Origin of the sequence: Bombilactobacillus apium (genome assembly GCF_013385145.1) — a bacterium.
GTDB lineage: Bacteria > Bacillota > Bacilli > Lactobacillales > Lactobacillaceae > Bombilactobacillus > Bombilactobacillus apium.
Map to the genome: position 1 here is coordinate 103,527 of NZ_JABZEC010000001.1, position 19,461 is coordinate 122,987.

The 19,461-nt window shown below is 40.5% G+C and carries 19 protein-coding genes; 16 read left to right on the forward strand and 3 right to left on the reverse strand.

The genetic code is table 11. The annotated features are described in order from the left end of the window. The first annotated feature begins 18 nt into the window (after positions 1-18). The 5 genes from mnmA (at position 19) to recD2 (ending at position 5,181) form a co-directional block, all read left to right on the forward strand. Positions 19-1,134 carry a tRNA 2-thiouridine(34) synthase MnmA gene (gene mnmA, locus HU830_RS00530; RefSeq protein ID WP_176941866.1) on the forward strand — a complete coding sequence of 372 codons (1,116 nt, stop codon included), beginning with the start codon at positions 19-21 and terminating at the stop codon, positions 1,132-1,134. A gap of 26 nt (positions 1,135-1,160) precedes the next feature. Further along, entirely contained in the window at positions 1,161-1,370 is a 210-nt protein-coding gene (locus HU830_RS00535) for a hypothetical protein (RefSeq protein ID WP_176941867.1), read from the forward strand. Between the two features lie 101 nt (positions 1,371-1,471). Next, on the forward strand, positions 1,472-2,128 hold the full coding sequence (locus HU830_RS00540; protein WP_176941868.1) for a histidine phosphatase family protein: 657 nt from the start codon (positions 1,472-1,474) through the stop codon (positions 2,126-2,128). 13 nt (positions 2,129-2,141) lie between these two features. Next, complete coding sequence (locus tag HU830_RS00545) at positions 2,142-2,807, forward strand: tetratricopeptide repeat protein (RefSeq protein WP_176941869.1); 666 nt, start codon at positions 2,142-2,144, stop codon at positions 2,805-2,807. Between the two features lies 1 nt (position 2,808). Next, a complete protein-coding gene (recD2, locus tag HU830_RS00550) occupies positions 2,809-5,181 on the forward strand; it encodes an SF1B family DNA helicase RecD2 (protein WP_176941870.1) in 2,373 nt (790 codons plus the stop codon). A 78-nt stretch (positions 5,182-5,259) separates the two neighbouring features. Here the strand turns inward: recD2 and rnjA are convergent, their stop codons facing one another. The 3 genes from rnjA to def all read right to left on the reverse strand — a co-directional run bounded on the left by rnjA (position 5,260) and on the right by def (position 7,869). Next, positions 5,260-6,948: a ribonuclease J1 gene (gene rnjA, locus HU830_RS00555; protein WP_176941871.1), complete on the reverse strand. Its 1,689-nt coding sequence runs from the start codon at positions 6,946-6,948 to the stop codon at positions 5,260-5,262. A gap of 3 nt (positions 6,949-6,951) precedes the next feature. Continuing rightward, positions 6,952-7,173, reverse strand: a complete 222-nt coding sequence (locus tag HU830_RS00560; protein WP_176941872.1) for a DNA-directed RNA polymerase subunit epsilon — start codon at positions 7,171-7,173, stop codon at positions 6,952-6,954. A 132-nt stretch (positions 7,174-7,305) separates the two neighbouring features. After that, positions 7,306-7,869, reverse strand: coding sequence for a peptide deformylase (gene def / locus HU830_RS00565; RefSeq protein WP_176941873.1), 564 nt, complete (start codon positions 7,867-7,869; stop codon positions 7,306-7,308). A gap of 221 nt (positions 7,870-8,090) precedes the next feature. Between def and HU830_RS00570 the strand changes: the two genes are divergently transcribed. From HU830_RS00570 to HU830_RS00620, 11 genes are all read left to right on the forward strand, one after another. Next, positions 8,091-9,200: a thiamine pyrophosphate-dependent dehydrogenase E1 component subunit alpha gene (locus HU830_RS00570; RefSeq protein ID WP_176941874.1), complete on the forward strand. Its 1,110-nt coding sequence runs from the start codon at positions 8,091-8,093 to the stop codon at positions 9,198-9,200. A 1-nt stretch (position 9,201) separates the two neighbouring features. Further along, positions 9,202-10,179 (forward strand): alpha-ketoacid dehydrogenase subunit beta, encoded by a 978-nt coding sequence (locus tag HU830_RS00575; protein ID WP_176941875.1) that lies wholly within the window; start codon positions 9,202-9,204, stop codon positions 10,177-10,179. A gap of 29 nt (positions 10,180-10,208) precedes the next feature. Beyond that, a complete protein-coding gene (locus HU830_RS00580) occupies positions 10,209-11,483 on the forward strand; it encodes a 2-oxo acid dehydrogenase subunit E2 (protein WP_176941876.1) in 1,275 nt (424 codons plus the stop codon). Positions 11,484-11,489: 6 nt separating this feature from the next. Next, the gene (gene lpdA / locus HU830_RS00585) at positions 11,490-12,911 is read left to right on the forward strand and encodes a dihydrolipoyl dehydrogenase (RefSeq protein WP_176941877.1); all 1,422 of its coding nucleotides are present in this window, start codon (positions 11,490-11,492) and stop codon (positions 12,909-12,911) included. A gap of 168 nt (positions 12,912-13,079) precedes the next feature. Beyond that, positions 13,080-13,862 (forward strand): inositol monophosphatase family protein, encoded by a 783-nt coding sequence (locus HU830_RS00590; protein ID WP_176941878.1) that lies wholly within the window; start codon positions 13,080-13,082, stop codon positions 13,860-13,862. Between the two features lie 65 nt (positions 13,863-13,927). After that, complete coding sequence (gene typA, locus HU830_RS00595; RefSeq protein ID WP_176941879.1) at positions 13,928-15,766, forward strand: translational GTPase TypA; 1,839 nt, start codon at positions 13,928-13,930, stop codon at positions 15,764-15,766. Positions 15,767-15,919: 153 nt separating this feature from the next. Further along, positions 15,920-17,098, forward strand: coding sequence for an FtsW/RodA/SpoVE family cell cycle protein (locus HU830_RS00600; RefSeq protein ID WP_176941880.1), 1,179 nt, complete (start codon positions 15,920-15,922; stop codon positions 17,096-17,098). After that, positions 17,099-17,386: a YlbG family protein gene (locus tag HU830_RS00605; protein WP_176941881.1), complete on the forward strand. Its 288-nt coding sequence runs from the start codon at positions 17,099-17,101 to the stop codon at positions 17,384-17,386. It abuts the gene before it with no gap. Further along, positions 17,377-17,943, forward strand: a complete 567-nt coding sequence (gene rsmD / locus HU830_RS00610; protein WP_176941882.1) for a 16S rRNA (guanine(966)-N(2))-methyltransferase RsmD — start codon at positions 17,377-17,379, stop codon at positions 17,941-17,943. The genes HU830_RS00605 and rsmD overlap by 10 nt, the downstream gene beginning before the upstream one ends. Further along, on the forward strand, positions 17,936-18,430 hold the full coding sequence (gene coaD, locus HU830_RS00615) for a pantetheine-phosphate adenylyltransferase (protein WP_176941883.1): 495 nt from the start codon (positions 17,936-17,938) through the stop codon (positions 18,428-18,430). Before rsmD ends, coaD begins: the two co-directional genes overlap by 8 nt. Further along, positions 18,427-19,452: a SepM family pheromone-processing serine protease gene (locus tag HU830_RS00620; RefSeq protein ID WP_176941884.1), complete on the forward strand. Its 1,026-nt coding sequence runs from the start codon at positions 18,427-18,429 to the stop codon at positions 19,450-19,452. The genes coaD and HU830_RS00620 overlap by 4 nt, the downstream gene beginning before the upstream one ends. Positions 19,453-19,461 lie beyond the last annotated feature (9 nt).

Sequence of the window (19,461 nt, forward strand, 5' to 3'; positions counted from 1 at the left end):
TATGAAAAGGTGAAGTAGATGACGAAGAAGAGAGTCGTCGTAGGAATGAGCGGCGGAGTGGACTCCTCGGTTTCAGCCTTGTTATTGAAGCAGCAGGGTTATGACGTCGTAGGTGTCTTTATGAAGAATTGGGACGATAGTGACGATGCGGGAGTTTGTACCGCTACGGAAGATTATGAAGATGTAGCCAAAGTGGCTAATCAAATTGGCATACCGTATTATTCGGTTAATTTTGAAAAAGAATATTGGGATCGGGTCTTTGCTTATTTTTTGGAAGAATATCAAAAGGGGCGGACGCCTAATCCTGATGTCATGTGCAATAAAGAAATTAAATTTAAAGCCTTTTTGGACTACGCTTTACAATTGGATGCCGATTATATCGCAATGGGACATTACGCACAATTGAAGAAAGATGATTCAGGAAGAGTGCATCTTTTACGAGGAGCTGATCCAAATAAAGATCAGACTTATTTCTTGAGTACTGTCAATCAAGATCAGCTCCAGCGGGCTCTCTTTCCAATTGGTAACTTGCAGAAATCGCAAGTCCGCCAAATTGCAGCTGAGGCGGGCTTAGCAACTGCCAAGAAAAAAGATTCAACGGGAGTTTGTTTCATTGGCGAGCGAAACTTTCGGAATTTTTTACAGGAATTTTTGCCAGCACAACCGGGAAAGATGATGACGCCAGCGGGTGAAGTTCTCGGAGAGCATGTCGGGTTGATGTATTATACGATTGGTCAGCGTTCAGGTCTTGGTCTGGGCGGAAATTCCCAATCCAATGAGCCTTGGTTCGTAGTCGGCAAAGACATGGAACAAAATATTTTATATGTTGATCAAGGTTTTGAAAATCCTTTATTATATGCCACTAGCTTGACTGCAAATAATGTTTCTTGGGTGGAATCTGATTTCACTCCTACAGTAGATTTTAAATGCACGGCAAAATTCCGTTATCGTCAGCCTGATGTGGGCGTTCAAGTTCAAGTCCGAGCTGACGGAACTTTGGATGTCATTTTTGATGAACCTGTGCGGGCGATTACGCCAGGACAAGAAGTGGTCTTTTATCAAGGACAAGAGTGTTTAGGGGGCGCAACCATTCAAGCTGCCTATCAAAATCAAGCTCAATTACAGTATGTTTAGAAATAAAATACGATGTGAAGCAAGAGATGATGAAGAGCGGCGATCAAGGTCTCTATGAAAAGTTAATTTTAATTTTCATAGAGGCTTTTTTGGATAAAGTAAAGTTATCTGCCTTCTGGGGTCCAGCTAGAGAAAACTCATCAAGTAGTGAGCTATTTGAGCTTTATTTTCTTTTTATTACAGAAAAATATGTAAAACGCCTATCAGAACTATCTTTTAACAGACTTTTACTCTAAAATAAAACTATTACAATAAAGTTAGATAAATGGATCGTTTAACTGTTGGACTTAGTGATCTTAGTCAAGATAGGGTTAATCTTAAAGGGGCAACATAAAGAATGAAATTTTATTTTGTACGTCATGGTAAAACGGAATGGAATTTGGAGGGGCGTTATCAAGGAGCTCAAGGAGATTCGGCGTTACTACCGGAAAGCTATACGGATATTCATCTCTTAGCGAATTTCTTAAGCAAAGTCAAGATTGACCATATTTATTCTAGTCCCATTCGGCGAGCGTATTTAACGGCGCGGACCTTAGCTGATGATTTGGGCGGACAGATCCCGGTAACGACCAATCCCGCTCTCAAGGAATTTGATTTAGGCCTTTTGGAAGGGCAAAAATTTGTTGATGTGGAGGCTCAATATCCAGAATTGATTTGGGCCTTTCGTCATGACCCTAGTCAGTATAATGCACAAGTGATCCAAGGAGAAAGTTTTCTGGAAGTTATTGCTCGTACTAATCATTTTATTCAGCAGTTAGCGCAAAAAGCGACTCCCACGGCTAACTACGTGATTGTTAGTCACGGTGCTGCGCTCACGGCAATGATTAAGTCACTGTTGTCAGTTTCTTTGCAGGATTTACGCAAGGATGGGGGACTTTCTAATACGAGTTTGACCACCGTGGAAACAAACGATCACGGACAAACTTTTCAGTTGTTAGATTGGAATAATACTAGTTATTTAAAACGTGATTTAGATCAAAATGATACTATCTAATTAGAGGTAAATCATGGAAAAAGAAGCGGAGAAGTTGTATCAGGAGGGGCACAAGCAGGCCTCTGTCAAGTTATTAGCCCAAAAATTACAAAAAGATATGCAACATTTAGACTGGTTTTTACAATTATCGGGTTATTTAAGTGCCGGTGGTGATTTGCCACAGGCGGAGGCTTTGCTCTTGCAGGCTCGAGAATTATTTCCCCAATCAGAAGAGATTTCCTACAATTTAGCGGTAATTTATTTTCAGGCGGGCAAGTTTTCCCAGGCACACCAGTTTTTACAGCAAGTTAAACAACCTCAATTGCAGTCAGATGCTTATTATTTACTGGCCCAAGAAAAGCGGCAAGAAGATAAACTTCCACAAGCTCTAGTTTATGCATTAACGGCAATTGATTATAATCCGCAATTAGCTGATAATTACTTACTAGCAGGTGACTTATTATTACGGCAGCATGACTTGAAGACTGCTCAAAATTATTATCAAAAAGCCGTAGATTTGCAGGGAAAAGCAGCTAATTATTTTAAATTAGCTCTCGTAGAATTGGCCTTGGATCAACCTCAATATCGAGCTCATTTTGAAAAAGCCCGGCAATTAGATCAAGTTTATTTTGAAAAACATCAAACTCAAGTGGCAGAAATTGAACGTTATTTAAAATCACAATCAAGGGATGCAAAATAAGGTGGCAGAAGATTACGTCATAGGTCAATTAGCAGCAATTTTTTTTGAAAAACCGGAAGATTATTTCAAGATCATGTTAATCAAGGTTCGTCAAACTTCTTTTAAGTGGGCGGATGCTGAAATTGTGGTGACTGGTGATTTTGATGACTTAGATGAAAATCAAATTTATAAATTTACGGGACAAGTAGTCAACCATCCTAAATATGGCCAGCAGTTTAAAGCTAGTCACTATCAAAAAGATAGTCCCACAGACCGGAAGAGTCTGGTGGCTTATTTGTCGAGTAGTGATTTTCCGGGAATTGGCGTTAAAATGGCGACTAAGATTATTGATCGTTTGGGAGATTCAGCCATTCAAAAGATCTTGACTGATCCAGAAGCGGTTCATCAAATCGGCTTGCGACCACAGTTGGAAAAAACTTTGATTAATCAGATTAAGGCCACCTATCAAAGCCAAACAGTAGTTTTACAGCTCAATACTTGGGGCTTTGGTAATAAAATGGCTCTCAAAATTTATCATCACTATGGTGAAGAAACTTTGGAACTGCTAGCCAATAATCCTTATCGCTTAATTAAAGATATTCCGGGAATTGGTTTTAGGCGAGCAGATCATTTAGCGCAAGAGCTGGCTTTATCCACCGACTATCCGCAGCGTATTGCGGCTGGACTTTGGACAGCTTTGACAGCAGTTATCCATGCTCAAGGAGATACTTATGTTCCGCAAGAAGTAGTTATTACTACGGCCTTAAAGCTATTAAATACTGGAAAAAAACCAGCACTGAATCGAGAACAATTGGCTTCTGGCTGGCAGTACTTGGAAGATGCGGATGCGATTGTCTTACAAGAGAAGAATTGCTTTCCCAAATACTTATATGATTCAGAATGGATGATTGCGCGACAATTAAAACTCCTACAGCAACATTTTCAAAAGCCAAAATTGACAAAACAAAAATTTCAACAGATTGTTACTCAACTAGAAATTAAACTGGACATTCATTACGATCACAATCAGTCTGCCGCCATCAAGGCCGGATTAGAGAATTCTCTGCTCTTATTGACTGGTGGTCCAGGAACTGGGAAAACGACGATTGTTAATGGTCTTGTCCAAGCTTTTGCCCAATTGCACGAATATTCATTAGATCCAGCCGATTATCAAGATAAACCATTTCCGATCCTTCTGGCTGCTCCAACAGGCAGAGCTGCCAAGCATTTATTCGAAAGTACGGGTTTAATGGCTTGCACAATTCACCGGCTGTTGGGATTGACGGGGCAAGAGGATGTCTTGCCGACGGAAGTGGGAGAACTAGCGGGATCCTTACTGGTAATTGATGAAACTTCAATGGTTGATACTAATTTATTTCAGTTATTGCTGATGGCAATTCCTTTAGGAATGCAAATTGTCTTGGTGGGCGACCAAGACCAATTACCGTCTGTTGGTCCGGGACAAGTGTTTTCAGACCTGATCGCGAGTCAAGCTTTTACGACGGTAAAATTGGAGAAGATTTATCGACAGGATGCGGAATCGACGATTATTGATTTGGCGCATCAAATTAATCAAAATCAAGTGACTCCAGAAATGTTTAAAAATTATCCCGATCGAAGCTTTATTGAGTGTAATGCTCAACAAGTAGGACCAGTCCTAAAACAAATCATGGTTAAGAGTCAGGCTAAGGGTTTCACGCTCGATCAAGTGCAAGTTTTAGCGCCGATGTATCATGGTCCTGCTGGAATTGATCATTTGAATCTGGAATTACAGCAGGCGTTAAATCCAGTCACGGATCAAGCTAAAGAATTAAGATTTGGGGATGTAGTTTATCATATTGGCGATAAAGTCATTCATCTGGTTAATAATGCGGAAGCTAACGTTTTTAATGGAGAGATTGGAACAGTTGTCGGGATTACTTTAGCCACTGGTAAAAACCAAGGAGATCAGATTCATTTGGATTTTGAAGGTCATCAACTGGACTATTCACGGGCTGATTTAAAGAATATTGCTTTGGCTTATTGTGCTTCAATTCATAAAGCTCAGGGAAGCGAGTTTGACTTAGTGATTTTAGTTTTAGTTCGCCAACAGAGTCGGATGTTGCGGCGAAATTTACTCTATACGGCAGTGACTCGGGCACGGTCTAAGTTAATTATGCTAGGGAACCAGAGTGCTTACCAGCAGGCAATTCATGACCAGTTAGATACTCGCAAGACTTATCTTCAACAGCGTCTACAAGATGTCTTTGAGCTGCCGACTTCTCCCATGGCCCCAAGTCAAGAGCAGGTTGCGACAGAAGATTATCAATTAACGCTGGTCAAGATTAATCAGAATCAAATTGATCCGCTAATCGGAATGGAAGATGTGTGTCCACAAGATTTTTTAGAAAGTTAGCTTGAGTTAAAAATGAGAAAAGGACCGGCAAAGTTAGATAATTGACTAACTTTGCCGGTCCTTTAAACTTCTTCAATATTAAACTTGTGTGGAAATGATAATTGGTAAAATAATTGGATGACGCTCTGTTCGCCGGTATAAAAAGGCTTGCAGACTATCGGTGATTTCTCGTTTTAAGATCGCCTCACCATTTTTTTCAGAATCATCTAAATAACTTTTGATGATATGGAAAACCCGCTTTTGGGCCTGGTTAATCAGATCTCCTGATTCACGCATATAGACAAAACCACGTGAAAGAATGTCTGGTCCAGATAAGACCAGACGCTTTTGATAATCGATTGTCGCAACAACAACGACGAGACCTTCTTCTGAAAGAGTCTGGCGATCATGAATTACAATGTTTCCAATATCACCGATCCCGTTGCCATCAACGTAAACATCGTCAGCTTCCACGTGACCAGCCGGTCGGGCAGAATCTTTTGTCAAAGCTAAGACATCACCATTATCAAAGATAAACGTATTTTCCACTGGAACACCGCATAATTGGGCCAGTTCAGTATGAATTTTTAGCATTCGGTATTCACCGTGAATAGGCATAAAGAATTTTGGCTGAATCAAACGGAGCATCAATTTTTGTTCTTCTTGCCCCCCGTGTCCAGAAGCATGAATATTGTTGACTTTACCGTGGATTACGTTGGCTCCGGCTTCTTCTAGGCCATTAATCAAGTGGTTAACACTGGTAGTGTTTCCCGGAATTGGATTAGAGGAGAAGATAACAGTATCACCCGGTTGAATCGTAATTTGACGATGAGTCCCGTTGGCAATTCGACTAAGAGCCGCCATCGGTTCGCCTTGAGAACCTGTACAAAGCAATAAGACTTTATCAGCTGGTAATTTATTAATATCACTAGCATCCAAAATTTCACTATCAGGGATATCCAAATAGCCTAGTTCGCGCCCATTAACGATTGCTTGTTCCATACTCCGACCGAAAACAGCGACTTTACGACCGTTACGCATTGCTGCATCTACTGCTTGAGAAACCCGATAAAGGTTGGAAGCAAAAGTTGCAAAAATAATCCGACCTTCAATCCGTTCCACGATTTGATGAATAGTATTTCCTACAAAACGTTCCGACTTAGAAAAAGTAGGAATTTCGGCGTTGGTACTGTCAGATAAAAGCAATAAGACGCCTTCTGAACCTAGACGCGCCATCTTTTGCAAATTAGGTGCTGGTTGATTGCCAACGGGGGTTAAATCAAATTTGTAATCACCAGTTTGGATAATTACTCCTTGAGGAGTATGCACGGCGATTCCTAAAGTATCAGGAATCGAGTGGGTAGTTCGGAAAAATTCAACACTCAAATGATTAAATTTAACGACGTCTGATTCTTGTAAAACGTTCAGGATTGTACTTTCCAGTAAACCATGTTCCTCTAGTTTACCTTTAATTAAAGCCGTTGCTAAAGGACCAGCATAGACTGGAATATTAGGGATTTGTTGCAGAAGAAATGGAATCCCACCAATGTGATCTTCATGACCGTGAGTAATAAAAAGTCCCTTGATTAGATCTTGATGATCAATTAAATACTGGTAATCGGAAATCACGTAATCAATGCCTAAGAGTTCATCTTCAGGAAACTTAATTCCAGCATCTACAACGACTAATTCATCTTGGTATTGAATGACGTACATATTTTTGCCGATTTCGCCGAGACCGCCAATAGCAAAAACTGCAACTTCATCGGGCTTTATTTTGAGGTCCATTAACTAAAACTCCGCCAGATTGGTAATTTGAAAGTCAGGACTTTTTTGTTCGTATTCAAGATAATTACCAGTTAATTCTTCGACTGATTCAATATTAAATTCTGTTTTAGCAGCTAAAGTGGCCCGTACTTCAATGGCTGACTCAGCTTCAGTGTAGAGTGTCTCGGTAGTTTCTCTACGAGGATTTTGAATCATCGTTTTTTGGTATAAAACTTTGTAAATCAAAAGTATCTACTCCTTAAAGATTATTATTGTTTTTTCAACGAGAGGGGTTGCTAAAATGCAACAATTAAAAGAATTTTAGCACATTTACTAAGTAAAGTATATAAATAAAGACAAGCATCACTGCTTGTCGGATTAGGAAATAAAAATCGTATCTTGTTGGAAGGCAAAGGGTTCTTTTTTATTAATATGGTCATAGAAGAGATGTCCATGGAGATGATCAATTTCATGTTGACAAACAATTGCCGGATAATTCTTGACACGCATTTTATGAATTTGACCATCGAAGTCTTGGTAGCGGATAGTAATGCGAGCACTGCGAGGAACGTAGCCGGGAATATCTTTATCGACGGATAGGCAACCTTCGCCTTCACCTAGTTGGGCTTGTTGGACCGAGTTGGAAATAATTACTGGATTAATAAGGGTCATTTTTAAAGCGTAATTTTCTCGATCATCATTTTCTCCGGGGACTAAGACGGAAGCCATTTGCTCACTAACTCCAACTTGGGGAGCGGCTAGGCCGACGCCAGCGCGAAGATGGTGTTTGGCGGCAAATTCTGGGTCTTGGCTGTTAATCAGATATTCCATCATATCGTGGGCAAGTTGACGGTCAGCGTCGCTTAAAGGAAATTTAACTACTTTGGCAGTTTGGCGTAAAACGGGATTTCCATCCCGGGTAATATCTTTCATCAAATACATGATTATAAAGAGTCCTTTTTAAAAATTTATTTAATTCACAATTGCATAATTATCCTAATAACAACTGAGCGCACTGTCAATCACCTTCTGTTAATCTTGAACGGGATTGGTTTCATTATGGTTCACAAACATTTATAATTTTTCGCTTGTGTAAAATTAAAAAGATGATAAACTAAGCAGTGGGAGCCCTTGCAGATTTGATAAGGACACTTGTGAAAGGAATGATAAACGTGGCAAAGAAGTCAATTGTTGATTTTTCAAAGATTAAGAAGAATCTTTCAGATTTACCAGATCCAATTCAAGTTGTTGATCAAAACGCTAAGGTTATTGATCAGGAGACCTTTAAGAGTTTCAGTGATGAACAATTGGTTGAGTTCATGAAGAAAATGGTTTGGGAACGTGCCTTGCACGAACAGACCATGAACTTCTCGCGTCAAGGACGAATGGGATTCTATGCTCCGACTGCTGGTGAAGAAGCTACGGAGATGGGAACCGTGATGGCAATGAAGGCTCAAGATTATTTATTGCCAGCATATCGGGATGTTCCTCAATTGATTCAACATGGAGCTACCGTGGCTGAGGCTTATCTCTGGTCTAGGGGTCATGTTCGTGGTAACGAATTTTCTGCCCGGGCTTTAATGCCGCAGATTATTATCGGTGCTGCTTACTTAGAAACAGCTGGTGTTGCGATGGGTCTGAAGCGGAATGGCGAAGATGCAATTGCCTTTACCTATACAGGTGATGGGGGAACTTCTCAAGGTGATTCCTACGAAGGAATGAACTTTGCAGGAGCTTATCAAGTACCAGCTTTATTCATTGTTCAAAACAATGGTTACGCAATTTCAACGCCACGGGTTAAGCAGACGGCTGCGCCAACATTGGCTCAAAAGGCAGTTGCTTGTGGAATCCCAAGCGTACAAGTCGATGGAATGGATATCTTAGCTTGCTACACGGTTGCTAAAGCAGCACGGGAGTACATTTTAGCAGGCAATGGTCCAGTGATGATTGAAACATTAACTGACCGTTATGGTGCTCACTCTTCTGCTGGTGATGATCCTTCCCGTTATCGGACTAAGGAAGAACAACAACCTTGGTTTGACCGCGATCCACTCATTAGAATGCGGAAGATCTTAACGGATAAGAAGCTTTGGTCAGAAGAAGAAGAAGAAAAATTAGTGGCTGAATACAAGAGTTCCTTTAAGGATGCCATTAAAGAGGCTGATGCAGTTGAACCTGAAAAGGTATCAGATATGTTGAAGCGGACCTTCGAAGTTCCGACTCCAGCGCTGAAAGCCCAAATTGCTGAATTTGAAGAAAAGGAGTCGAAATAACATGACCAAAAAGACTTATATTCAAGCTATTACGGATGCTTTAGACATCATGTTAAAAGAAGATCCTAAGACTTTAATCTTTGGTGAAGATGTTGGTAAAAACGGTGGGGTTTTCCGGACCACTCAAGGTTTGCAAGAAAAGTATGGCGAAGACCGAGTTTTCGATACTCCTTTAGCTGAATCAGGAATCATGGGTTTGGCAATTGGTTTAGGCTTAACCGGCTGGCGTCCACTACCAGAAATTCAATTTAGTGGTTTTACCTTTGAAGGTGTGGACTCTATTGCTGGTCAAATGGCGCGGATGCGTTTCCGTTTTAACGGTAAACAAACCAGCCCGGTAACAATTCGGAGCCCATATGGTGGGGGAACTCATACCGCTGAAATGCACTCCGATAACTTAGAAAACTTCTTTACCGGCGTTCCAGGATTGCGGGTTGTAATGCCAAGTAATCCTTACGATGCCAAAGGTTTGTTAATTTCTTCAATTGAAAATAATGACCCTGTATTATTCTTAGAAAACTTAAAGCTATATCGGTCTATGAAGGCTGATATTCCAGATGAAAAGTATAATGTTCCTTTGGATAAAGCTAATGTGGTTCAAGAAGGAAATGATGTAACAATCGTTGCCTACGGAGCTCAAGTTCAGGAAGCTCAAAAGGCTGCTGAAGAATTAGCTAAAGATAACATCTCGTGTGAAGTAATTGATTTACGAACCGTATCTCCAATTGATACTGAGACTATTTTTAACTCAATCAAGAAGACTCACCGGGTTGTCGTTGTTCAAGAAGCCCAAAAGATGGCTGGTGTTGGTGCAAATGTAGTTTCCGAAATTTCGGAACACGTCATTTTGTCATTAGATGCCCCAATTGCTCGGGTAGCTGCACCAGATAGTGTTTATCCTTTTGCCTTGGCTGAAGAAGTTTGGATTCCAAGAAAAGACGAAATCGTCGCAAAAGTTCGCGAAACTGTTAATTATTAGACTAAACACACGAAGGGAAGAATTGGATAATGGCATTTAAATTCAAATTGCCAGAATTAGGCGAAGGAATGGTCGAGGGTGAAGTTGCTACTTGGTTAGTCAAGGAAGGCGACGAAGTTAAGGAAGACGACTCTTTAGTTGAAATCCAAAACGATAAGTCCGTTTCTGAATTACCTTCACCAGTTTCTGGAACAATTAAAAAAATTGTAGCTCAGGAAGGTGACACCGTAGAAATTGGTGATCCGTTAGTCGTAATCGATGACGGCTCTGCTGACACTGGTGATGACGATGAAGCCGCACCAGCCGAAGAGGTAGCTCCTGCTACTGAAGAAAAAGCTCCAGCAGCTTCTGCTGCACCGGCAACTGAAGCTACAGGCAGTTCTAATAAAGATTACTTAGCAATGCCATCAGTTCGGCAATATGCTCGGGATAAGGGTGTTGACTTGAGCCAAGTAACCCCAACTGGAAAGCATGGTCAAATCACTAAGGCTGATGTTGATGGTGCTACTAATGGCCAAACCGCAGCACCTGCTGCACCAGCACCTGCTTCCAGTGAACCAGCGGCTGCTAGTGTTAAACCTTACAAGTCCGATGAACCGGAATTAGAAACTCGTGAAAAGATGAGTATGACGCGGAAGGCTATTGCTAAAGCAATGTCCAATAGTAAGCATACAACACCACATGTTACGAGTTTTGATGAAGTTGAAGTTTCAGCTTTGATGGCTAACCGGAAGAAATACAAACAAAATGCTGCTGATAAGGGAATTAAGTTGACCTTCTTACCTTACCTTGTTAAAGCTTTAGTAGCAGTTTTGAAGGCTTATCCAGAATTCAATGCTTCCATTGATGGTAGTAGCGATGAAATTGTCTATAAACACTACTATAATATTGGAATTGCTACGAACACTGATCATGGTCTATATGTACCAAATATTAAGAATGCTGACTCCAAGGGTATGTTCGCCATTGCGCAAGAAATTACGGAAAATACCCAGGCAGCCTATGACAATAAGCTAAGCGCTAAGTCAATGCAAGGTGGATCCATTACCATTAGTAATGTTGGTTCCATTGGTGGTGGCTGGTTTACACCAGTTATTAATCAACCTGAAGTTGCTATCTTAGGAATGGGTAAGATTGCTAAGGAACCTTATGTTGCTGAAGATGGCACAATTAAGATTGGAAACATGCTGAAGCTCTCCTTGAGTTACGACCATCGTTTAATTGATGGTGCGTTGGCACAACAGGCTTTGAATATGTTAAAAGAATTATTGCATGATCCAGAAATGCTGTTAATGGAGGGCTAATTTAAGATGGCAGATGTAACAGAAAAAGAAACAGTTGTTGTTGGTGCCGGCCCTGGTGGGTATGTAGCTGCCATTCGTGCTGCTGAATTGGGCCAAAAAGTTACGATTATTGAAAAAGAATATATGGGTGGTGTTTGCTTAAACGTCGGTTGTGTCCCTTCTAAAGCTTTAATTCAAGCTGGTCATCGGATGCATGACGCCCAAGATGCAACTACCTATGGAATCACCACCAGTGATGTCAAATTAGACTTCTCTAAAACTCAGGCTTGGAAAAATGAAAAAGTTGTCCAACGAATGACCAGTGGGGTCAAGATGTTGCTCAAGAAGCATAAGATTGAAATTATTGATGGTGAAGCGTTCCTTGATAATAACAATCAATTGCGGGTAATGGCTGTTGGTCCACGTCAATTTATGGATAACGGTGGTGGTCAAACCATTAAATTTAAGAATTTAATTTTGGCTACTGGAAGTCGTCCAATTGAAATTAAAGGTTTCAAGTTTGGCGGTCGAGTTTTAGATTCGACAGGCTTATTGAATGTTAAAGACTTGCCGAAGAAGTTAGTTGTTGTCGGTGGTGGTTATATCGGAACCGAACTAGCAGGAGCCTTTGCTAACTTGGGTACAGAAGTAACGATTTTGGAAGGTACTAAACAAATTGTTGCCAACTTCGAAAAGGCCATGGTCTCAGTTGTTGAGAAGAACCTGAAGAAGAAGGGTGTCAAGATTGTTACTAATGCGATGGCTCAAAATGCCAAAGACAATGGTGATAGTGTAGATGTAACCTATGAAGTTGATGGTAAAGCTACTACTGTTAACGCAGATTATGTCATGGTTTCCGTAGGTCGGAAGCCAAATACCGATAACTTTGGTTTGGAGATGACCGATGTCAAGTTGACTGATCGTGGTTTGGTAGAAACTGACAAACAAGGTCGGACTTCTGTTGATAATATCTTTGCCATTGGTGATATTACTGCTGGACCTGCTTTAGCTCACAAGGCCTTCTTCCAAGCTAAGACTGCTGCTGGCGCAATTTCTGGTGAAAAAACTGAGAATGACTATTTAGGTGTTCCGGCAGTTTGCTTTACTGATCCAGAAATGGCTAGCGTCGGGATTACGGAAGCTGAAGCTAAGGAAGAAAAGCGAGAAATTAAAGTGGCTAAATTCCCATTTGCCGGCAATGCGCGGGCTGTCTCTTTAGATAGTATGGATGGATTTGTCAAATTGATTTCGGACAAGAATACTGGAACTATCTTGGGAGGCCAAGTAGTTGGACCAAGTGCCAGCGACTTAATTTCTGAAATTAGTATTTTGGTTAATTGCCAACTGAATGCGGAAGATGTCGCTTTGACAATTCATCCACATCCAACCTTAGGTGAACCAATTCAAGAAGCTGCTGATATGTTAATTGGTTACCCAACTCATATCTAAAAGTTAAACTCTGAAAAGTCGACGTCCAAAGGCGTCGACTTTTTTGGATTTAACTTTTTAATTATTCATAAGCTTAGCTTTAACTTTGCGTTAGGAAGTTATTAGTTCAAAAGCGATATTTGCTATAATAGTTAAAAAAGGACCGTTCTTGTAGGAGGAATTAATAAAATGATGGATCTCGAATTTATTCAAAACCAGGTCTTAATGATTTTAACTCGGGTTAAGAATCAGTTGCGGCAAGATCCGAGTTTTGAAACCGTTCAAACTAAAAGTAATCGTAATGACTTGGTAACTAATCGAGATCAAGGAATTGAACGGCAGATAGTTGACTTTCTCCGAGAAAAATTTCCGACGGCAAGAATTATTAGCGAAGAAAGTTGGCACCAGCAAGTTAATGATAGTCGGGGATTAATCTTTTTAGTGGACCCGATTGATGGAACCATGAATTTTGTCAAGTGTCGGGATCAATTTGCCTCAATGATTGGTGTTTACGTTAATGGGATCCCACTTTTTGGAGCCATTGTTGATGTGATGCAAAATCAAGTCTACTATGGTGGACCACAAATGGGTGCCTTTTGTGATCAACAGCCCTTAGCTGGACTGCCTGACCCGTCTTTAGCCCAATCCTTAGTAACTATTGGTCAACATCTCTTAATAGACCCCCAGGCACCCTATTGGCCGCTAATTCGCCAAAGTAGTGGTCTACGAGTTTATGGCAGTGCTGGAATCGTGTGGACCCGCTTGTTACAAGGAAAGCAACAAATTTATATTTCCCAATTGCAACCGTGGGATTTAGCAGCAGGGCGAGCAATTGCTGCGGCTTTGGGAATTGTCGTTCGAGCCATTGACGCCCACCCGTTAAATATGTTAAAATCACAACTTGTAATTATTGGGACGAAGTGCGCGACAACCGAGGCTCTTAAAGTAATTTCCAGAGCTCAGGAGCTGTGATTCCAGCTAATCACAGTTTTTTTATACACTTGACCGAGAAGAACTGCACGGAAGGAAGCAAAACTTTGAAAAGAAGAGAAGATATTCGTAACATCGCTATTATTGCCCACGTTGACCACGGGAAAACAACCCTGGTGAATGAGCTTTTAAAACAGTCAGATACTCTTCCTGAGCATATGGAGATCGGTGATCGAGCCTTAGATTCCAATGCAATTGAAAAAGAACGTGGTATCACTATTCTCTCTAAGAATACCGCTGTCGAATACCAAGGTACGAAGATTAATATTTTAGATACCCCAGGACACGCCGATTTTGGTGGTGAAGTAGAGCGGATCATGAAAATGGTCGATGGAGTTTTACTGATTGTTGATGCCTATGAAGGAACAATGCCCCAAACTCGTTTTGTTTTGAAGAAGGCCTTAGAACAACATTTAATTCCTATTGTGGTTATTAATAAAATTGACCGTCCAGGCGCTCGCCCGGAAGAAGTCGTTGATGAAGTGTTGTCCTTGTTTATTGACTTGGGTGCTGACGAAGATCAATTAGAATTCCCTGTCTTGTATGCATCAGCTATTAACGGAACTTCTAGTTATGAATCTGAAGTTGAAACGCAAAAAAACACCATGAATCCAATCTTTGATACTATTTTAAAGACGATTCCGGCTCCAATTGATAATAGTGAAGAACCACTTCAATTCCAAGTGGCAATGTTAGATTACAATGATTACGTTGGGCGAATTGGAATTGGCCGAGTTTTCCGAGGGAAAATTAAGTTGGGCGATCAAGTTTCGGTTTTGAAATTAGATGGTTCGGCCCAAAACTTCCGAGTTACGAAGATCTTTGGTTTCTTTGGTTTGAAACGTGAAGAAATTGAATCTGCCCAAGCAGGTGACTTAATCGGACTATCTGGGATGGAAGATATCTTTATTGGGGAAACTGTAACTCCAGTTGACCATCCAGAAGCCTTGCCAATTTTACGGATTGATGAACCAACCTTGCGGATGACTTTCTTAGCTAATGATTCACCTTTTGCTGGTCGTGAAGGCGATTTAGTGACGGCGCGGAAAATTCAAGATCGCTTGGAACAACAACTGCAAACTGATGTTTCTTTGCGGGTTGAAAATGCCGATCAAGCTGGCGCTTGGGTAGTTTCTGGCCGTGGTGAGTTACATCTTTCAATTTTAGTCGAAGAGATGCGGCGTGAAGGCTTTGAATTACAACTTTCTCGTCCCGAAGTTATCTATCAAGAAATTGATGGGACTGTCTGTGAACCGTTTGAAAATGTCCAGATTGATACGCCTGACGAATATGTAGGTTCTGTGATTGACGCTATGGCTCAACGTAAAGGTGAGATGCAGAACATGGAAAGTAACGGTAACGGCCAAACTCGTTTGACTTTCTTAACTCCTTCTCGCGGATTAATTGGTTATAATTCTGAGTTTATGTCTCAAACTGGTGGTTATGGAATCATGAACCATACTTTTGAAAAGTATTTGCCAGTTATTAAAAATTGGGAACCGGGTCGGCGAAGTGGCGCTTTGGTATCAATTAATCAAGGCCCATCTACGACTTACAGTCTTCAATCGGTTGAAGATCGGGGAAAACTCTTTATTGGTGCTGGTGTCGAAGTCTACGAAGGAATGATTATCGGTGAAAGTAGCCGGGATCAAGATATTGCCGTTAATGTTACTAAAGGAAAGAATTTAACAAACACACGGGCTTCTGGGAAGGATCATGCAGCGGCTATCCGGACTCCGAAGACGATGTCTCTAGAACAATCAATTGAATTCTTAAATGAAACAGAATATTGTGAGGTAACCCCCCAAAGTATTCGCTTACGGAAAAAGATTTTAAATACCAATGAACGTCGTAAAGCAGATAAGAAACGTAAAGTTGCTAAATAGATTTGATTTGGGAAAAAAGTATCTCGTAGTTAGAGATACTTTTTATTTACAAAAAATTTTGATTAAGAAAGAACAATTGAGATTTTGCCCGTTTTGCGTGATAATTAGGAACTAATAAAATAAAAATCTGCTCTAGAAATCGGGGAATTAAGAATGAAGACCAAACTAAAACATCTCGATTATTGGCTCCTAGTTCCGTTTTTACTATTGGTTGCTACGGGAATCGTGATGGTTTATTCTGCAAGCTCAAATGTCGCCGTAACTCAGGGTCTAAATAATTTGGTTTATTTACGGCGCCAAGTTTTGTTTGTCCTTTGCGGTTTGATTTTGGGGGGCCTGGCTTATCTCTTAAAACTTGATAAATTGAAAAGCACAAAATTAATTGCCGGCTTGTTATTGTTGGTAGTGCTTTTATTACTTTTTTTACTAGTTCGCCGCCATTTTGATCCTAGTTCAGAGATCAATGGGGCATCCTCTTGGATTAAAATTGGGCCGATTAATATGCAACCCTTAGAACTAGCCAAGTTGATCTTGATTTTATATTTGGCTAAAATTTATAGTCAACGTTGGTTTAATTTTTCCCAGCAAGGTTTGCGGAAATTTTGGCATGAATTATGGCCACCGATTATTGTCGCTATTTTAATTATTTTTTTGACAGCGCTCCAGCCGGATTTGGGAGGAGCGGCAATTTTAGCGACAGTCTTGGTCTTGATGTCCTTTGCTTCGGGGATTGACTTAAAGTATGTGATCGTGATTGGAATATCTTTAATCGCTTTATTTACTAGTGTTTATTTTTATTTTCAAAAGGAATCGTTAACTTTAGGACACTCTTCTTATCAATTACGCCGTTTGATGGCTTTTTATCATCCTTTTGAATTGGAAAAATCAGGAGGATCGCAACTAGTTAATTCTTATTATGCGATTAATAATGGTGGTCTGTGGGGCCGTGGATTAGGGAACAGTATTCAAAAACTGGGTTATTTACCGGAACCACATACTGATTTTATTTTGGCGATTATCGCCGAAGAATTGGGAGTTATCGGTGTTATCATTATTTTAACAGCCTTATTTTTCCTAATCGCTCGAATTGTGTACCTAGGGGTGCTTGCTCCGACGGTTTATCTTTCTTTATTAAGTTATGGGATCGCGGGGGTTATTTTTATCCAGAGTTTTTTTAATATTGGTGGAATGTTGGGTATTCTTCCGATCACTGGAGTTACGCTCCCCTTTATTAGTTATGGGGGTTCAAGTATTATTATCTTATCAATCTGTATGGGAATTATGTTAAATGTTTCTATTAATTTACGTCAATCGGGAAAGGAAACGACTTAAATGGAGATTACTTCACGGCAAGAACTCATCGTTTGGTTGTCCAATTGTCGTTTGAGCAAAAAGCTCCGACGCTTTGGGACGGTGATTTATGTCTCTTTCAAAATGAATTATGTCATTTTATATGTCGATCAAGCCGATTTGGAGACTACAGTGGCTCAAATTCAGGCTCTAAAATTTGTTACGGAAGTGCAGTTATCGCCCCGACAGGAATTATTAACTAATTTTGATGGGGCTACCAGTTCGCTGCTTTCAAAAATACAATCTGATGAGGCCGATTTATGCGAGTAGTTGGTGGTCAATTTCGCGGCTTAAACCTTCAAGCAGTTAAAGGGCAACAAACGCGTCCGACGAGTGATAAAGTTAAAGAATCGATTTTTAATATTTTAACGCCTTACTTACGAGCTGATATGACAGGACTGGACCTCTTCGCAGGTACTGGTGCTCTAGGGATTGAGGCTTATTCACGAGGAATTAAAGACGTTTACTTGGTGGATAAAAGTTCACGGGCGATTGCGGTAATGACTGCTAATGTTCAAAAGACCCATCAAGAAGTTGATTTTACAATCTGGAAACAAACAGCAGCCCAGGCTTTAAATCACTTGGCACAAGAACAAGTTAAACTTGGTTTACTGTTATTGGATCCACCCTATCGTTTACGAATTACACCACAAATAGTTGAGAATTGTTTACAACAGGGACTCTTAAAGCAGGGGGCCTTGATCATGTTGGAAACTGATTACTTACTGCCTGAGACCAGACCCTCACAGTGTCAGCTGGTAACTAGAAAGCAATATGGGCAAACCTTTGTTGAAATTTGGCAGTATCAAGGAGAAGAAGATGACTAAAGTTGGATTATTTGCAGGGAGTTTTGATCCTGTAACTCTAGGACATATTGATTTGATTCAGCGGGCTAGTCGCTTATTTGATCACTTATACGTGGTGATTATGACTAATTCTAGTAAGAATTATCTATTTTCTTTTGTAGAAAAAGAAAACTTACTGCAACAAGCTTTAGCGGCGGTTGATTGTCCTAATGTTACGGTCTTAACGGCAGCTAATCAATTAGTGGTTACGGTTGCTCAAAAGGTCCAAGCTCAATTTTTAGTCCGGGGATTACGGGGGAGTGCGGATTTAGATTATGAGCTAGCAATGCAAGAGATTAATCATCTCCAAGATCGCCAATTGGAGACGGTTTATTTAGTTGCTCGACCGCAGTATGCTCATATTTCTTCCAGTATGGTTAAAGAAGTCGCCCATTATGGTGGTCAAGTCGCAGGTCTTGTACCTCCCGTTGTTGCAACTGCCTTAGCCCAGAAGAAGGCTGAACGATGATGAAGAAAAAAACAAGTAAGATTCTGGGACTAGTTGTTTTAGTGGTTGTTCTTTTAGGAATCTGTTTGTGGCCGTGGTCCGGAGTGATTGAGGCTCCGGGAACGGCAGATGCAGTTTCTAGTGTGGTAAAAGTTAAAAAACATGGCCCCCATGATTCTGGTCGTTTCTTGTTTACAACCGTTACTTTAAAACGTTTAAATCTCTTAACTTGGTTGCAGGCTCGAAATAATCCTTTTCAAACGCAGCAAACTCAAAAGGAAATTATGGGACATAATACGCGGCAAGAGTATACGCAAGTTCAGAGTTTTTGGATGGATAGTTCGCTCCAAAATGCAACTATTGCTGCTTTTAAAGAGGCTCATCACAAGTATCGCCGAAAATATGTGGGAGCTTATGTAACAGATGTTTTACCCCAATCGCATTTTTTTAAGAAATTACGAGTGGGAGATAATTTAATTGCTTTAAACGGACAAAAGATTCATAGTGTCCAAGGGGCTATTGGTTATTTAAAGAAGCAACCCCAAGATAAAAAAATTAAAGTTACTTATCGCCGGGATAAACAGCGACATATAGTTTATGAAAAATTAACTTTTTTGAAGACCCAAAAACGTTTCGGTCTAGGTCTTAGTTTGGCGGATAACTTTAAAATGAAAACCAAACCGGATGTTCTCATGGAAGCTGGAAATATTGGTGGTCCTTCAGCGGGGTTAATGTTTGCCCTGCAAGTTTACCAACAAGTAAGTTCGCATAATTTAACCCAACAACGTTTAATCGCCGGAACTGGAACCATTGATCCCCAAGGTCAGGTAGGACCAGTAGGTGGAATTGAAAAGAAGGTTTATGCTGCTTGGCAACAACGAGCAAAGATTTTCTTTACACCGGCACCCCAGGCCCAAGAAAAGAAAACAGAGACTAATTATTATCAAGCCCAAAAGGCGGCTCAAAAACTCCAAGCTTCAATGAAAATCGTTCCTGTTCATAATCTAAATGAAGCCATAAATTATTTAGAAACACACCACTAGTTGGTGTGT

What these genes read in the sequence shown, in the direction of transcription:
- mnmA (WP_176941866.1), top strand. Translation starts at nt 19, where the DNA reads ATGACGAAGAAGAGAGTCGTCGTAGGAATGAGCGGCGGAGTGGACTCC.
- HU830_RS00535 (WP_176941867.1), top strand. Translation starts at nt 1,161, where the DNA reads ATGATGAAGAGCGGCGATCAAGGTCTCTATGAAAAGTTAATTTTAATT.
- HU830_RS00540 (WP_176941868.1), top strand. Translation starts at nt 1,472, where the DNA reads ATGAAATTTTATTTTGTACGTCATGGTAAAACGGAATGGAATTTGGAG.
- HU830_RS00545 (WP_176941869.1), top strand. Translation starts at nt 2,142, where the DNA reads ATGGAAAAAGAAGCGGAGAAGTTGTATCAGGAGGGGCACAAGCAGGCC.
- rnjA (WP_176941871.1), bottom strand. Translation starts at nt 6,948, where the DNA reads ATGGACCTCAAAATAAAGCCCGATGAAGTTGCAGTTTTTGCTATTGGC.
- def (WP_176941873.1), bottom strand. Translation starts at nt 7,869, where the DNA reads ATGTATTTGATGAAAGATATTACCCGGGATGGAAATCCCGTTTTACGC.
- HU830_RS00570 (WP_176941874.1), top strand. Translation starts at nt 8,091, where the DNA reads ATGATAAACGTGGCAAAGAAGTCAATTGTTGATTTTTCAAAGATTAAG.
- HU830_RS00575 (WP_176941875.1), top strand. Translation starts at nt 9,202, where the DNA reads ATGACCAAAAAGACTTATATTCAAGCTATTACGGATGCTTTAGACATC.
- HU830_RS00580 (WP_176941876.1), top strand. Translation starts at nt 10,209, where the DNA reads ATGGCATTTAAATTCAAATTGCCAGAATTAGGCGAAGGAATGGTCGAG.
- lpdA (WP_176941877.1), top strand. Translation starts at nt 11,490, where the DNA reads ATGGCAGATGTAACAGAAAAAGAAACAGTTGTTGTTGGTGCCGGCCCT.
- HU830_RS00590 (WP_176941878.1), top strand. Translation starts at nt 13,080, where the DNA reads ATGATGGATCTCGAATTTATTCAAAACCAGGTCTTAATGATTTTAACT.
- HU830_RS00600 (WP_176941880.1), top strand. Translation starts at nt 15,920, where the DNA reads ATGAAGACCAAACTAAAACATCTCGATTATTGGCTCCTAGTTCCGTTT.
- HU830_RS00605 (WP_176941881.1), top strand. Translation starts at nt 17,099, where the DNA reads ATGGAGATTACTTCACGGCAAGAACTCATCGTTTGGTTGTCCAATTGT.
- rsmD (WP_176941882.1), top strand. Translation starts at nt 17,377, where the DNA reads ATGCGAGTAGTTGGTGGTCAATTTCGCGGCTTAAACCTTCAAGCAGTT.
- coaD (WP_176941883.1), top strand. Translation starts at nt 17,936, where the DNA reads ATGACTAAAGTTGGATTATTTGCAGGGAGTTTTGATCCTGTAACTCTA.
- HU830_RS00620 (WP_176941884.1), top strand. Translation starts at nt 18,427, where the DNA reads ATGATGAAGAAAAAAACAAGTAAGATTCTGGGACTAGTTGTTTTAGTG.